This is a genomic window from Candidatus Symbiopectobacterium sp. NZEC151, from assembly GCF_025962655.1.
GTDB lineage: Bacteria > Pseudomonadota > Gammaproteobacteria > Enterobacterales > Enterobacteriaceae > Symbiopectobacterium.
The window spans coordinates 200,528-214,824 of sequence record NZ_JAGFPE010000001.1; the positions used below are offsets into that span (position 1 = coordinate 200,528).

Genomic DNA, 14,297 nt, shown 5'->3' on the forward strand with positions numbered 1-14,297 from the left:
ACATGGCGGATATGACGCTCAACGGCACGGTGATGATTAACGACACCACGCTGCGTGATGGGGAACAAAGCCCCGGTGTGGCGTTTCGCGCCAGCGAGAAGCTGGCGATTGCCGAGGCGCTGGTGGAGGCGGGCGTTCAAGAGCTGGAAGTCGGCACGCCTGCGATGGGCGGTGATGAGCGGGCACGCCTGTCGGTGATCCGCCGTCGTTTGCCGGAAACCGTGATGATGACCTGGTGCCGGATGAACGCGCAGGAAATACAGCAAAGTGCAGATTTGGGCATGAATTGGGTCGATATTTCCATTCCGGCTTCCGATCGCTTACGCCAGCAAAAGCTGCGCCAACCGCTTGATGCCTTGTTACCGCAGCTTTGCCAATTGATCGAGCTGGCGCGTCAGCAGGGGTTGCGCGTCTGCGTGGGGTGTGAGGATGCCTCTCGCGCCAGCGATGAAACCTTAGCCACGCTGGCGCAGGCGGCGCACGCTGCTGGCGCGCAGCGCCTGCGTTTCGCCGATACGCTGGGCGTGCTCGATCCTTTTACCACCTTCACCCGCATCAGCGCCTTGCGGCAGGTTTGGGCAGGGCAAATCGAAATGCACGCCCATAACGATTTGGGGATGGCAACGGCAAATACGCTGGCGGCGGTCAACGCCGGGGCGACCCATGTCAACACCACGGTGTTAGGGCTGGGCGAGCGCGCGGGCAATGCGGCGTTGGAAACGGTGGCGCTGGCGTTGGAGCGCTGTCTGGGATACGACAGCGGTATCCATTTTCCAAGGTTGCCCGCACTGTGCCAACGGGTGGCGAACGCCGCGCAGCGCACGATCGATAAACAGCAACCGCTGGTGGGTGAGCAGGTGTTTACTCATGAGTCGGGGGTTCACGTCGCGGCGCTGTTGCAGGACAGTGGCAGTTACCAGGAAATTGAACCGTCGCTGCTGGGACGGGAATATCGGCTGGTGCTGGGTAAGCACTCTGGACGGCAGGCGGTGGAAGGTATTTTTGCCCGACTTGGCTATCAGCCCGATGTGGCGCAGACCGCGGCGCTATTAACCGCCGTGCGCGAGTTTGCCGAAAGTACCAAGCGTAATCCGCTGGATTATGAACTGCTGGAGATGTTCCAGTCGCTGTGCGACAGCACGTTATTACCGGGGAGGCGGGACGATGGAATGGTTCTACCAACTGCCCGGCGTTGAAACGCTGGACAGCGCCGAGGCTTTTTTCAGGTTTTTCTCGGTTCCTTATGAAACCCAGGAACTTCAGGCGTGCAACCTGACGGTGCTCAGCGAGTTTCACCGTCGATTGCGCGCGGCGGTGCCGCTGCGCAATTCGCTGGAACTGGCGCCGGATGCTGATTGGCAACTGGCACGCCGTCTGTTGGCCGAGAGCTATCAGAGCAAACGACCGGGAGCTCTATCATGATGGCGCGCTTCGAATTTGGTGATGCGGTGCGCGTGGTGCGCCCACTGCGCAATGACGGCACGGTGGCAGGGCTAAAACGCGGTGAGCTGCTGGTGCGGCGTGGCAGTATCGGTTATGTGCGCGAATGGGGCACCTTTCTTCAGGACCAGCTGATTTATCAGGTGCATTTCCTCGAGGGAGACAAAATCGTCGGCTGCCGCGCACAGGAACTGATCGCCGCAGATGCCCCCTGGCACCGCGGCGAGTTTCAATACGGCGATTGGGTGGTTTGCCTGCACGCTCTGGCGGTAAACGGCGAGACGGTAGTCAGTGCGGGTCAGCAGGGACAGATTCAGGCGACCGATCAGGGCGAGCGCGGCGAATGTTACACCGTGGTGTTTGGTGAACGCTGGTTTCAGGTGCCCTCCAGCACGCTGGAACTGTGCGAGGAGACGTCCTGATGCTGGCCTGGCAGCGTTTTAGCCAGTGGCAACTGGCGCACAAACTGTGGAACAGCGCGCCTGATACGCTGCCACCCGAGCGCCAGCGCGCGCTGGAACGGCAACTGGCACCGCAGTTGCGCTTGGAGCAGGCCGTGGAGGAGGCGGCATTGCAACATCAGCCGACGCTTCCTGACGCCTTGACCCTTGCCGTAACCGATGCGCTGGCGGCTACGCTCGGCGAGGCGGGGTTCTCAGCGACCGATCGGCAGGCGGTGATTTTGCATCATACGTTGATGGAATGGCAGATGGCGCAGGTATCAGCGCGAGCAACTGAACCGACATCCTCAGAAGTGGACGACTGGTATCAGCAGCATGTAGATCGCTTTTGTCGCCCGGAGCAGCGACTGGCACGGCATCTGCTGCTGACGGTTGATGACGGAGAAGAGACGGTGGTGAAAGCGCAAATCCTGACGTTGCGGGACAAACTCACGCGTGAGGGTGAAACCTTTGCCGCGCTGGCGGCGCGTTACTCCCAGTGTCCGACGGCGATGGAAGGCGGCGTATTGGGCTGGGTCAGCCGAGGTTTGCTGTTTGCGCCGCTGGAACAGGCACTGTTTGCGCTGCCATCGGGCGCGTTGAGCGAGCCCGTGGCGACCGACCTCGGTTGGCATCTGTTGCAGTGCGAAGCGGTTCGGCCAGAAACACCGCTGGCACGGGAAGAGGCGTTGCCGAAAGTCTTTCAGCACCTGCTGCACCAGCGGCAAAAACAGCAGCAGCGGGCGTGGCTGCGCAGCCTGACCGATGCCTGGCGTGGCTAGCGCGTTTTCGTCATTTTCACATAGGCGACGCCCTCTTTGTGGCACACTTCGCCCGCCACCTGAAAGCCAAAACGCAGATAAAATTCCGTGGCGGTGAGTCGGGCGTTCAACATGATGTCATTGATGCCCTCCGCGTGGAGTTTATCTAACACCTGAGTTAACAGCCTGCTGCCATATCCCTGACGCTGAAAAGCGGCATCAGTGGCGAATTTGCGTATCTGCCGCGCTGTGTTGGTGAGTGGGAAAACAGAAAGACAGCTGACAAGCGTATCCTCCTGATAGAGCCCGTAATGCTGGGCCTGCTCATCGCCTTCCATACGCAGAAAATCGAGAGGGCGATCGGGCCACAACTCTTTTTGACGCAGTGGCAGACAGGTATCAACCGTGATAGGGCGGACAGTGATTGGCATGGTGTTCTCTTGCGGGGGCGTCGTCTCGGTGAGTATCAAGACTATGATGAAACCTGTAGGAGGGGAAAGCGGAAAATGCGGCGACGCTAAAAAAGACAAGGTGCATTTCGTCGTGGAGAAACACACCTTGTGCTCGATAACTGCATCAGGCGGCCAATGCGGTTTTTATCTGCTCAAGCCAACTGTCCAGTCGCTCTTCGGTCAGATCGTACTGGTTGTCCTGATCCAACGCTAACCCGACAAACCTGTCGTCAATCAGTGCGGCAGAGGTATTGAAATCATAACCTGCACTCGGCCAGGCACCGACCACGCGGGCTCCGCGATCGGTCACAGCGTCATACAACGCTTTCATGCCGCTGACAAAATTGTCTGGGTAGCCGACCTGATCGCCCAGACCGAACAGCGCAACGGTTTTGTCCGCCAGTTCCATGCCGGATAATCCGTCAATAAATTCCTGCCAGGACTCGCCTTCGCACCCGGCATCCATACCCGGTAGCTGTCCTTGCCCCAGCGTAGGCGTGCCGAGCAGCAGCACGGGATAGGACAGAAAACTGTCCAGCGTGGTTCGGTTGATATTGACCGGCGCGTCTGCCGCATCGCCCAGTTTTTGATGAATCAACTTGGCGATCTTGCGTGTTTTACCGGTATCGGTGCCAAAAAATATACCAATGTTCGCCATAACATGCTCCTGACTGACTCGATGAAAGTGGAAAAGCGGCGGTGGGTATCCGCACATTCTGGTGACTATCAGGGTGCGAAGATCGTGCCAGCTTTTGATAGGGTGCAGTTGGTGATAATTTGCACATTTATGGCGCAATATTGCACTATCAGTGACCGTTCTGGTGCTGATGCCACCCGAGAAAACAGGACAATGATCCAGGGAAAACGCCGCCAGCGCATGAAATGGCGAAAAAACCCGCATCAGGATCAATGTTCAGGCGAGTTAATGAATAAAAGGTGTAGTGTTTGCATGGTTATTCGCACCGGTAACAGGCCGGAGAAGGTTGTCGGATCGTGGCACAAATTGTTGCGAACCTGACATAACGGCGTCGGTTGTTGTAAGGATAAGCCATGACCATGAACCTGATGACGGAATCTTTCCCACTGGGGGAGATTGCCAGCCATTTATCGCGCCAGCATCCGGCGCTGTTTTCTACCGTGGTGGAGCAATCGTCGGTGGCCATTTCCTTAACGGACCCGCAGGCGCGTATTGTCTACACCAACCCGGCATTTTGTCGCTTGACCGGCTTTTCGCTGTCGCAGCTGCTAGGGGAGAATCACCGCGTGCTGGCGAGCCAGCAGACGCCGCGCGAGGTCTATCAGGAGATGTGGCATACCCTGCTGCAAGGAGAGGCCTGGCGCGGTCAACTTATCAATCGGCGCAGTGATGGCAGCCTTTATTTGGCGGATATCGACATCACCCCCATCGTGAACTCGCAGGGGGAGTTGGAGCACTATCTGGCCATGCATAAGGACATCAGCGCGCGCTATGCCCTCGAACAGCGGCTGCGTAACCACATGACGCTAACCACGGCGGCGCTGAACAATATCCCTGCGGCGGTGGTGGTGGTGAATGAAAACGACCGCGTGATCATGGATAACCTGGCGTACAAAACCCTGTGTGCCGATTGCGGGGGACAGGAACTGCTGGCGGTGCTGGATTACCACAATAATAAAGCGGCGCTGCGTGACGGTGTGCCGCAACCGGTGTCGGTGCGTGGCATGACGCGCTGGCTCACTGTGGGTATCTGGGCGCTGCCGGGCGTTAATGAAGAAGCCAGCCGCTATTTCACCGATAGCGCATTGCCGCGCACGCTGATTGTGATCACCGATTGCACCGAACAGCAACAACAGCAGCAGCAAGGGCAACTCGACCGATTAAAGCAGCAGATTACCAGCGGCACGTTGCTGGCGGCGATCCGCGAATCGCTGGATGCGGCGTTGGTGCAGCTTAACTGTCCACTTAACATGCTGGCGGCGGCACGGCGTCTTAACGGTGAGGATCGCAGCAATGTGGCGCTGGAATCCGCCTGGCGTGAGGGCGAAGAGGCCGTGGCGCGCTTACAGGCTTGTCGTCCATCGTTGGCGTTTGAAGCGCCAGGTGAATGGCCGGTTAAAACCCTGCTGGACGATCTCTGCGCCCTCTACCACACCCGTTTTAACGGCTTGCACTGCGTGTTGGCGTCGCCACACCTGACCGGATTTGGTCAGCGAACGCAGGTGCTGGCCTGCCTCAGTTTGTGGCTCGATCGCACGCTGGCATTGGCGACGGAGATTGTGCCCGCCGAGACCTTTCCTTTTTCACTGGCGGTACAGATCTACGCCCGGGAAGAAGGCGGCTGGCTATCACTCTACATTGAAGACAACGTCCCCTTGATGCAGGTGCGCTATGCCGCTGCGGCAGCAGCAACCATCAGCACACCGGGCAAAGGTATGGAGCTACGCTTGATACAAACGCTGGTGGCGCATCATCAAGGCGCTATCGATCTGACATCGCGTCCGGCAGGCGGTACGTGCCTTACGCTCCGCTTTCCCCTCTCTGCGGTTTTGACTGGAGGTGCAAAATGACTCGCGTACCTGATACCGGCACTGTGGTGTGGCGTTTCGATCTTTCACAGCAATTTACCGCGATACAACGTCTTAGCAGCGCCTTGAGCCGCTCAACCAATGTCCGTGAGGCGCTGCAATCCGTGCTGCGAATATTGCATGACGATGCCTTTATGCAACATGGCATGATCTGCCTTTATGATACCCAGCGCGGGGTGCTGGCGGTGGAAGCGCTGCACCAGGCAGATGAGCAGTTAATTGCCAGCGGCAGTCAGGTGCGCTATCGGCCCGGCGAAGGCTTAGTGGGCACCGTATTGTCTCAGCACCAACCGCTGGTGTTGCCGAGAGTGGCTGATGACCAACGCTTTCTCGATCGTCTTGGCTTGTACGACTACAACCTGCCGTTTATTGCGGTTCCCCTGTTTGGCGTGGAGACCCAACCCATCGGGGTATTGGCGGCCCAACCGATGGCGCGTTATGAAGAACGGCTTCCGGCCTGCACGCGCTTTCTGGAAACGGTCGCCAATATGGTGGCGCAAACGGTGCGCCTGATGCAGCCTGCGCGTCCGGGGGCGGAAGCGCCAAGCCCTGCCGAGCGCGCTCCTGTCTGTGCCGCTGCTCCGCGCCCGTTCGGGTTTGAAAATATGGTCGGAAAAAGTGCCGCAATGCGCCAAACCATGGAGATTATCCGTCAGGTATCGCGTTGGGACACCACGGTGCTGGTGCAGGGAGAAAGCGGCACCGGTAAGGAACTGGTGGCTAACGCCATTCATCACCATTCGCCGCGAGCCGCCGCACCGTTTGTGAAGTTCAACTGCGCTGCCTTGCCCGATAACCTGCTGGAAAGCGAACTGTTCGGCCATGAAAAGGGAGCATTCACCGGCGCAGTTCGCCAGCGTAAAGGACGGTTTGAACTGGCGGATGGCGGTACATTGTTTCTGGATGAAATTGGTGAAAGCAGCGCCTCGTTTCAGGCCAAACTGCTGCGTATCTTACAAGAAGGCGAAATGGAACGGGTGGGGGGTGATGAAACCCTGCGGGTCAATGTGCGCATTATCGCCGCGACCAATCGCAATCTGGAGGAGGAGGTGCGTGCCGGCCATTTTCGTGAGGATCTCTACTATCGTCTGAACGTGATGCCGCTGGCGCTCCCGCCGCTGCGCGAACGTCAGGAAGATATCGCCGAACTGGCACACTTTCTGGTACGCAAAATCGGGCAGCATCAGGGCCGTGCGTTGCGTATCAGCGACGGCGCAATCCGCTTGCTGATGAGCTATAGCTGGCCGGGCAACGTGCGCGAGCTGGAAAACTGTCTGGAGCGCTCCGCCGTGATGTCGGAAAGTGGACTGATCGACAGAGACGTCATTCTGTTCAATCACCGCGAAGCGGCCCCCAAGGCGAGCGTGGTGGCACCTGCGCACGAAGAGAGCTGGCTGGATCAATCGCTCGATGAGCGGCAGCGGCTGATTGCCGCGCTGGAGAAAACCGGCTGGGTGCAGGCCAAGGCGGCACGCCTGCTGGGCATGACACCGCGCCAGGTGGCCTACCGTATCCAGACGCTGGATATCAACATGCACCGTTTGTAATTATCCGCCCGTGTCGGGATTGTGGCATTAGAGACATTGTCGCGCCGCTGCGACAATCCCGACAAAGCCTCTCTAGGCAAAAATATGATAATTCATTGTTTATAAATGTTTTTTATATTAAATCCAATCGGTACGGCCTTTGCAACGCTACAGACAGGATTCCGTAACCGTAGGCACTATTATGACAGCATGTCCTTCCGCATCCGGCGCAGCAGGCTGCCGGACATCTCAATTCAACGGGTTGACGCCGTTGCAGGCCAGCAAAGCTGCGCACCATCCTTGCTATTCGGTGAATGGTCACCACCGGTACGCGCGTATGCATCTGGCAGTCGCTCCTGCCTGCAATCTGCAATGCAACTACTGCAACCGCAAGTATGATTGCAGCAATGAATCGCGACCTGGGGTGGTATCGACGTTGCTGACGCCCGAGCAGGCGGTGGCACAGGCGCGCCAGGTGGCCGCGGCCATTCCACAACTGTCGGTGGTGGGTATTGCCGGGCCGGGCGACCCGCTGGCGAATATGACGCGCACCTTTAACACCTTGACCCAACTGCGCGAGCAACTGCCGGATGTGAAACTGTGCCTGTCCACCAACGGCCTGCTGCTGCCCGAAGCGGTGGATCGTCTGCTGGACGTTGGCGTGGATCACGTCACCGTCACGCTCAACACGCTGGACCCTGCCGTTGCTGCACAGATCTATGCCTGGCTGTGGTTGGATGGCGAACGCTATACCGGCGAAGAGGCGGGCAGAATACTGTTGGCGCGTCAGGAAGAGGGCATTCGCCGCCTGACGGAGCGCGGGGTATTGGTCAAAATTAACTCAGTGCTGATCCCGGATATCAACGAGGTGTCGATGCTGGCCGTCAGTGAAAAAGCCCGCGAGTGGGGCGCTTTTTTGCACAACATTATGCCGCTGATTGCACGTCCTGAGCACGGTACGGTCTTTGGTCTGCAAGGACAGCCGGAACCGGATGCGGACTGTATGGCGCGCGTGCGGTCGCGCTGTGGTCAGGCGATGCCACAAATGTCGCATTGCCAACAGTGCCGTGCCGATGCAATCGGGATGCTGGGCGAGGATCGCAGCCAGCAGTTCCCGCTGTCGGCGCTGCCTGCCACGCCACAGCCGTACACACCGTTGATGCACCAGCGCGCGCAGTTGCATGCCAGCATGGCGACGCTCGGTGAGTCGGAGGAGCCTGACGCCTGTTTGGTGGCGGTGGCGTCATCGCGCGGCGACGTGATTGACCAGCATTTCGGGCACGCGCAACGCTTTCAGATATACAGCCTGTCGGCGGCGGGGGTGGTGCGGGTCAATGAGCGTTTTACCCCGCAATATTGTCACGGTAGCGCAGAATGCCCGCCGGAGGAAAATGGCGATCGCATGGCGCGACTGCTGGAACTGCTGGCGGATGTGCAGGCGGTCTTTTGTGCGCGCATCGGTTACGGTCCCTGGCAGCAGTTGGAACAGCGTGGCATTCAGCCCTGTGTCGAAGGTGCCTGGCAGAACGTGAACGAGGTGCTGGCCGACTGGTGGCAAACGCGGCAAGCACAGCCTGCTGTACAACCTAAGGCGCAAGGGGCGGCCTGATGACGCAAGCCCATTACTGGCTACGCCGACTGCTGGCACAATATGAATCGGGGGCAGCCAGCTTTCCTTACCATATGGGGCTATCCACGGCGGCCTGGCGCGCCTTGCTGGCGCAATTGCGCTGGTCGGCCGCGCCGCTCACCCCAGCGCATCAGCAGCGGTTGATACTGTTAACCGAGTTGCAATCACACCGCAACGCCGAGTGCGACCAGCTTGCCAACTGGCTGGACGAACATAGGGTAGACGACGCGGCACCGATGCACCGTGTGATTGCCAGCGCATCGCTGGGATTTAACCACCTGTGGCAGGATTTGGGGCTGGATTCACGGGCGGAACTGCGGGAGCTGATGACGGACTGCTTTCCATCGCTGGTGGCACTCAACGTGAACAATATGCGCTGGAAGAAATTTTTCTACCGTGAGCGGTGTCTGCACAGTGACGGGGAGCTGGTGTGCCGCTCCCCCAGTTGCGATGAGTGCTGTGAATGGGCGCACTGTTTCGCGCCCGAAGTGTGAGGGTTTAGAACGACGTGGTGACGCCCAGATAGTAGGCACGCCCCGGTTCGTTGTAGGTGGAAGCCCCATCTGCGGCGCGGTACAAGCGTTTATCAAACAGGTTACTAATGCCGCCGTTGACGCGCAGGTTTTTATTCACCTGATAGCTTGCGCCCGCCCCCCAGACGGCATAACTGCCGATGGTGCGTGAAGAAAGGCCATTTGGTACATTTTCTATGCGGTTAGTCGCGGTATGGCGCGGCTTCTGCTCGCCGTACTGCGTCCAGCTCAGGGTAGTGGAGAACGCCTCGGTAGCTTGCCATTCCAGTAGGGTGTTAACGGTGTATTTGGGAATGATGGAGAGCGGGTTACCGGTTTTCTTCTCTTTTGATTCGATCATGTAAGTGGCATTGGTGCGCCAGTTCAACACATCGTCGACCAGAGGAACCAGCAGATTGCCTTCTAGCCCTTGCACGATAGCCTTGCCGCCATTTTCCCAGCGCAGCACGTTATTGTTGCCGACTGTTGGGACAACCAGATTGGAGCCGGAAACGATTTTGTTGTTATAGTCGTTGCGGAAATAGGTCACACCCGCTTGGTAGCCCGCGTGATTAAACTCCAACCCGATTTCTTTGTTGATACTGGTCTCCGGTTTCAGATCCGGGTTTCCCAACAGGTAACAGCCGCCATTAGATATGTTTATCGGACAGCCGTTACCGCGCGAATAGAGGAGATAACCGGCCGATGACTGGTACAGGTTAGGGGCTTTAAACACACGCGCAATGCCAGCTTTCAGGCTAAACATGTCGCCCAGTTCCTGTTGCAGATTAAGGCTGGGGCTGTAGTTGCTGCCAAAACGGCTATGATAATCAAAACGCAACCCAGGGATCACTTTGGTTCCAGGCACCACTTCAATGTTGTCTTCCAGATAGACCGCGCTCAGATCCGCACTATTCTTGCTACTGCGCTGGCTGGGATCGATCGACGATCCTGGCAGTGTCACACCTGAATTGTCGGTATACGAACTGGAGGCCGGGTCATTTAACTGCTCGCGGTTCCATTCGGCACCCAGCGTCAGCGTCTGCTCGACCCATTGTTCCAGCGGAATATTCACTTCGCCATTAACGCGGTAGTTATCCAGTCGGCTGGTGTTGTAACGTCCCGGATCGGTGATCGAGCCTTCAAAACGACCATACAGCCCCTCTTCCAGACGGGTATTGTTGGTGTGATCGTAGGCAACGCCAACGCGTGATTGCCCCCAATCCCAAATGCCGTTATGGGTCAGCGCGTAGTTCTGGCGATACATGCGGTTGGTTTCTGCGCCACTTTCTGCCAGCGCCTGAGGTATTGCCTGGCTACTGCTGAATTGAGTGTCACCGGTATAGATATTGCCCTGACGGCTGTAGCCCGCATCGAAATCGATCATCTGCTGCGGCGACAGTTTCCATGACAGTTGGGTGTTGATGTCACGATTGCGCACCCCTTCGCGGCCCGCCGCGTAGGAACCGTTCTGATTATGGTTAATGTTCGGGTCATCCGCGTCAGTTTTATTGATATTGCCGTACATGCGCATGGTGAGTGCTTCACCGGCTAACGGGCCGGACAGCGTGAAATTGGTGCGTCGGGTGGCACCTTCCTTGCTGCTCTCTGGCTGGTTACCGTACAGGGATAGCGTGCCCGTCCAGTTATTGGTTGGGCGTTTGGTGATGATGTTGACCACGCCGCCGGCGGCACCGGAACCGTAACGCGCCGCTGCCGGGCCGCGCAGTACTTCAATGCGTTCCACGGCTTCGACCGGCACCCAGTTAGTATCACCGCGCGTGTCGCGTTCACCGTCCCACGAATAGCGGATGGCGTTGCGCGAAGTAACCGGGCGGCCATCAATCAGAATCAGGGTATTTTCCGGCCCCATGCCGCGCAGGTCGATTTGGCGGTTGTTGCCGCGCGCGCCCGTGGCGCTGTTACCGGTCAGATTCACCCCCGGCATCTTGCGGATGATCTCTGACAAATCGTTGACCGGCGGTGATTTTTGGATGTCTTCTGCTGTGATAATCGAAACACCCGGCTGCTGCTTTAGCTCCTGTTCGGCGGTGGCTCTGACGGTGATGGTATCTTCATCGGCAGCATACGCCATGCCGGAGACGGAACCGACCAAACCCGCGACGATCAGCGTCAGCGGCGTGAGTGTGAAGAGAGGCGCTTTGTGCATTGTCCTTTTCCCTTTTGTCAGTAATATGGGCTGCGCTGGCCCAAACGCTAATGATTCGCGTTCGCTAATCTGGCAAAAAATAGTACGTATGTACAGCTTTTTGTCAATAAAATGTAAAGGCACAAAAAGCATAAGGGAATGGCAATGCGTGGAGAGGCTCTCCCGCAGGAAAGCCGTCAGGGATTAACGGAAGGCGTGATACAGCGCGGCAATCGCCGGGTAAATTTGCCGATGGGTCAGCGGGTGTTCATGTTGCGTTAACAGCGCGCGAATGAAAAAGCCATTCATCAGCGTCCCGAGCGGCTGGGCGGCATTGTCGGGTACCACCAGTTTCAACAGCGCAATTACCGTGTTTGACCATTCCAGTGCCATAGGACGCAGGGAAGGGCGCGAAATAGCGGCGGTAAACAGTTCGTACTCGCGCGCCAGATCCTGGATGTCGGTGGTGCCGCGCAAAATAAACTGGGTCAGTACTTCGCAAGGGTCGTCATGGCGGCGCGCATTGAGCCAGTGAAACATATCTTCGCGAAACAGGGCGATGGCTTCACGCATCACTGCATTGAGCAGGTCGTCCAGGCTTTTAAAATGGTAGGTCGTTGATCCCAGCGGTACTCCGGCTTCAGCGGCGACCGCGCGGTGCGTCAGCGTGGCGATGCCGTCACGGCGGATAATCTGCGTAGCGGTGGCAATAATCTGTGCCGCGCGTGCATGCCTGCGCTCTACCGACAGGCTGACCCCGTTCACGCCGTTGGCGGATAACCAGGCGACCGCCGGTGTCGGGGGAAACGGTGGCGAACTGGGGGAATAGGCCTGTATTGAACCGCTAGGTCGTGCGGTTTCTTCATGGCTGTTATAGGCCGAACGCACCATATCGCAGACGTCATCAAGCATGGATTGGCGTTCATCCCGGCTGATGGCGGCAAAGCCGGTGCCGTGAAGCAAGAACACGCCTTCTGCGGCGAGAAAAGCAATGCGCAAGCGTTTGGTGAGCGGTGTCGCTTGTGCCAGACGCGCCAGTTGCGTGCGGTAAAAGGTTTGTACCGGTGCCAGCATGGCCGGGGCATGGACCAGCGCGGTCAGCAAGCCAATGGCGCGCGACGCAGTTTCTTCAGTCTCTTGTCCGATAGCGCTGATATGACCCAGCATGTCGGCACCCGGTGTGTCGCCATAACGCACGCATTGCTGCTCAGCGTCTTGCGAAAAACGAGTCAGTTCCCGCTGTAACAGGGTTTGAATCAGTTGATCCTTACTGGGGAAACGGTAAACCAGCCCACCTTTACTGATGCCTGCCTGAGCGGCAACGGCATCGAGGGTGAAACCGTGCACACCACTGCGCAGCAAAACGGTTTCCGCTGCATCAAGTATCTGATCGCTATCAATGGTTTGTTTGCGTGCCATTTCCCTACCTTGCATTTCCGACTGATCAGTCATATATTGCGCTGCGTATTACGCATGTTAGCCGATTGGTCAGCACTTTGCCGACGGTTATTACTTCTTTTGCATTGTTAACAAGGTTACATCAATGTCTGAGTCTTTACGGCCGGGCGTGCACCGTTTTACCCTTATCGCCATTCTCGGGATACTGTGCGCGTTTGACGCCATGTCCATCGACCTCTATTTGCCTGCATTCCCTGCGATCGCCCACGCCATTGGTGCCGATGCTGCTGGTATGCAAACTTCGCTTTCGGTGTTTCTTATCGGGTTGGCGTTCGGGCAGATTCTCTATGGGCCGTTTACCGATCGCTACGGGCGAAAAGGACCGTTGCTGTTGGGTATCGTGCTGTTTCTGGCTGCATCGCTGTGTCTTTCTCATGCGACCTCATTGACCGAGTTTGTTTTCTTCCGCCTGTTGCAGGGCATTGGCGGTGCGGCAGGGTTGGTGATCCCGCGAGCCATCGTGGCCGATCTTTACGCCGAGCGTGAAGCGGCCAAGGTGTTTTCGCTATTGATGCAGGTGATGGCGATAGCGCCGATTGTGGCACCGCCGTTGGGCAACCTGTTGTCGGGCACGCTGGGTTGGCAGGCGATTTTCTGGGGACTGGGTATCGTCGGGGCAATCATGCTGTTTGCCACCTGGCGCTGGGTGCCAGAGAGTCTGCCGCGAAGTCAGCGCATGCAGGGCAATATTGGTGCGGCTTTTGTCGGTTATACCGCGCTGTTTCGCCAGCGCATCTATATGGGATTCACCCTGTCCGGGGCGTTCACCATGGGCGGACTGTTTACCTATATTGGCGCATCGGCATTTATTTTTATCGATTATTTCCATCTCTCTCCCACCCTCTACAGCACCCTGTTTGCCGCGAATGCGCTGGGCATGGTGGTGTGCGGGCAGATCAACATCTTTCTGCTTAACCGCTGGCGCGAGCAGCAGATTCTCGCCGTGGGATTAGGGATACATCTGGTCGGAACCTTGTTGCTGGTAGGGCTGTGGTTGAGCGGTGGCGCGACGTTGTGGCTGTTAACGGCGCTGCTGTTTATGACCATGAGCAGCCTGAGCCTGGTGTTTGGCAACGGCGTGGCGGTCGCCATGGGATCGGCGGCGGGGCAGACCGGCGTGGCGTCGTCACTGCTGGGGGTGATGCAGTACCTGTTCGGCGGTGTGGTCGGCGTGCTGCTCGGCGTTTTACACGATGGCACGCTGTTGCCGCCGCTGCTCATGCTGGCCGTGTGTGCGCTGGCGGCGCTGCTGTGCTGGCGCGATGCGCATCGACAACAGGCGGGAAAACATGCCGCGTTGTCCTCCACCGCCTCTGAGATATCGCACTGATAGCTTGGTGAGCATAACAACGCTATCGCCAGCG

Annotated in this window: 13 protein-coding genes; 9 read left to right on the forward strand and 4 right to left on the reverse strand. The window is 58.0% G+C overall.

Annotated features, from left to right (window positions below; translation table 11 throughout):
• Nucleotides 1–2 precede the first annotated feature (2 nt).
• The 4 genes from nifV to nifM are packed head-to-tail and all read left to right on the forward strand — an operon-like array spanning nucleotide 3 to nucleotide 2,662.
• Nucleotides 3–1,196 carry a homocitrate synthase gene (gene nifV / locus J5067_RS00840; RefSeq protein ID WP_264650208.1) on the forward strand — a complete coding sequence of 398 codons (1,194 nt, stop codon included), beginning with the start codon at nucleotides 3–5 and terminating at the stop codon, nucleotides 1,194–1,196.
• On the forward strand, nucleotides 1,165–1,422 hold the full coding sequence (locus tag J5067_RS00845; protein ID WP_264629001.1) for a nitrogenase-stabilizing/protective protein NifW: 258 nt from the start codon (nucleotides 1,165–1,167) through the stop codon (nucleotides 1,420–1,422). Before nifV ends, J5067_RS00845 begins: the two co-directional genes overlap by 32 nt.
• On the forward strand, nucleotides 1,419–1,862 hold the full coding sequence (locus J5067_RS00850; RefSeq protein ID WP_264641988.1) for a nitrogen fixation protein NifZ: 444 nt from the start codon (nucleotides 1,419–1,421) through the stop codon (nucleotides 1,860–1,862). The genes J5067_RS00845 and J5067_RS00850 overlap by 4 nt, the downstream gene beginning before the upstream one ends.
• Complete coding sequence (gene nifM, locus J5067_RS00855) at nucleotides 1,862–2,662, forward strand: nitrogen fixation protein NifM (protein WP_264641989.1); 801 nt, start codon at nucleotides 1,862–1,864, stop codon at nucleotides 2,660–2,662. Before J5067_RS00850 ends, nifM begins: the two co-directional genes overlap by 1 nt.
• Here nifM and J5067_RS00860 read toward each other — a convergent pair.
• The gene (locus J5067_RS00860) at nucleotides 2,659–3,072 is read right to left on the reverse strand and encodes a GNAT family N-acetyltransferase (RefSeq protein ID WP_264628439.1); all 414 of its coding nucleotides are present in this window, start codon (nucleotides 3,070–3,072) and stop codon (nucleotides 2,659–2,661) included. The two genes, nifM and J5067_RS00860, sit on opposite strands and share 4 nt — an antisense overlap.
• 145 nt (nucleotides 3,073–3,217) lie before the next feature.
• On the reverse strand, nucleotides 3,218–3,751 hold the full coding sequence (locus tag J5067_RS00865; protein WP_264641990.1) for a flavodoxin: 534 nt from the start codon (nucleotides 3,749–3,751) through the stop codon (nucleotides 3,218–3,220).
• Nucleotides 3,752–4,143: 392 nt separating this feature from the next.
• On the opposite strand from J5067_RS00865, the gene J5067_RS00870 reads away from it, so the two are divergent.
• The 4 genes from J5067_RS00870 to J5067_RS00885 all read left to right on the forward strand — a co-directional run bounded on the left by J5067_RS00870 (nucleotide 4,144) and on the right by J5067_RS00885 (nucleotide 9,308).
• Complete coding sequence (locus J5067_RS00870) at nucleotides 4,144–5,640, forward strand: PAS domain-containing protein (RefSeq protein ID WP_264650209.1); 1,497 nt, start codon at nucleotides 4,144–4,146, stop codon at nucleotides 5,638–5,640.
• The gene (nifA, locus tag J5067_RS00875) at nucleotides 5,637–7,205 is read left to right on the forward strand and encodes a nif-specific transcriptional activator NifA (protein ID WP_264650210.1); all 1,569 of its coding nucleotides are present in this window, start codon (nucleotides 5,637–5,639) and stop codon (nucleotides 7,203–7,205) included. The genes J5067_RS00870 and nifA overlap by 4 nt, the downstream gene beginning before the upstream one ends.
• Before the next feature lie 181 nt (nucleotides 7,206–7,386).
• The gene (nifB, locus tag J5067_RS00880) at nucleotides 7,387–8,793 is read left to right on the forward strand and encodes a nitrogenase cofactor biosynthesis protein NifB (protein ID WP_264650211.1); all 1,407 of its coding nucleotides are present in this window, start codon (nucleotides 7,387–7,389) and stop codon (nucleotides 8,791–8,793) included.
• A complete protein-coding gene (locus J5067_RS00885; protein ID WP_264650212.1) occupies nucleotides 8,793–9,308 on the forward strand; it encodes a nitrogen fixation protein NifQ in 516 nt (171 codons plus the stop codon). Before nifB ends, J5067_RS00885 begins: the two co-directional genes overlap by 1 nt.
• A gap of 4 nt (nucleotides 9,309–9,312) precedes the next feature.
• On the opposite strand, the gene J5067_RS00890 is transcribed toward J5067_RS00885, so the two are convergent.
• Together J5067_RS00890 and J5067_RS00895 are read right to left on the reverse strand one after the other, a co-directional pair.
• Nucleotides 9,313–11,496 carry a TonB-dependent siderophore receptor gene (locus J5067_RS00890; RefSeq protein ID WP_264650213.1) on the reverse strand — a complete coding sequence of 728 codons (2,184 nt, stop codon included), beginning with the start codon at nucleotides 11,494–11,496 and terminating at the stop codon, nucleotides 9,313–9,315.
• Nucleotides 11,497–11,679: 183 nt separating this feature from the next.
• The gene (locus J5067_RS00895) at nucleotides 11,680–12,894 is read right to left on the reverse strand and encodes a TetR family transcriptional regulator (protein WP_264650214.1); all 1,215 of its coding nucleotides are present in this window, start codon (nucleotides 12,892–12,894) and stop codon (nucleotides 11,680–11,682) included.
• 124 nt (nucleotides 12,895–13,018) lie between these two features.
• On the opposite strand from J5067_RS00895, the gene J5067_RS00900 reads away from it, so the two are divergent.
• Nucleotides 13,019–14,263 carry a multidrug effflux MFS transporter gene (locus J5067_RS00900; RefSeq protein WP_264641997.1) on the forward strand — a complete coding sequence of 415 codons (1,245 nt, stop codon included), beginning with the start codon at nucleotides 13,019–13,021 and terminating at the stop codon, nucleotides 14,261–14,263.
• Nucleotides 14,264–14,297: the final 34 nt, after the last annotated feature.

Coding starts and splice junctions, on each gene's coding strand:
- nifV (WP_264650208.1), top strand. CDS start 3: ATGGCGGATATGACGCTCAACGGCACGGTGATGATTAACGACACCACG.
- J5067_RS00845 (WP_264629001.1), top strand. CDS start 1,165: ATGGAATGGTTCTACCAACTGCCCGGCGTTGAAACGCTGGACAGCGCC.
- J5067_RS00850 (WP_264641988.1), top strand. CDS start 1,419: ATGATGGCGCGCTTCGAATTTGGTGATGCGGTGCGCGTGGTGCGCCCA.
- nifM (WP_264641989.1), top strand. CDS start 1,862: ATGCTGGCCTGGCAGCGTTTTAGCCAGTGGCAACTGGCGCACAAACTG.
- J5067_RS00860 (WP_264628439.1), bottom strand. CDS start 3,072: ATGCCAATCACTGTCCGCCCTATCACGGTTGATACCTGTCTGCCACTG.
- J5067_RS00865 (WP_264641990.1), bottom strand. CDS start 3,751: ATGGCGAACATTGGTATATTTTTTGGCACCGATACCGGTAAAACACGC.
- J5067_RS00870 (WP_264650209.1), top strand. CDS start 4,144: ATGACCATGAACCTGATGACGGAATCTTTCCCACTGGGGGAGATTGCC.
- nifA (WP_264650210.1), top strand. CDS start 5,637: ATGACTCGCGTACCTGATACCGGCACTGTGGTGTGGCGTTTCGATCTT.
- nifB (WP_264650211.1), top strand. CDS start 7,387: ATGACAGCATGTCCTTCCGCATCCGGCGCAGCAGGCTGCCGGACATCT.
- J5067_RS00885 (WP_264650212.1), top strand. CDS start 8,793: ATGACGCAAGCCCATTACTGGCTACGCCGACTGCTGGCACAATATGAA.
- J5067_RS00890 (WP_264650213.1), bottom strand. CDS start 11,496: ATGCACAAAGCGCCTCTCTTCACACTCACGCCGCTGACGCTGATCGTC.
- J5067_RS00895 (WP_264650214.1), bottom strand. CDS start 12,894: ATGGCACGCAAACAAACCATTGATAGCGATCAGATACTTGATGCAGCG.
- J5067_RS00900 (WP_264641997.1), top strand. CDS start 13,019: ATGTCTGAGTCTTTACGGCCGGGCGTGCACCGTTTTACCCTTATCGCC.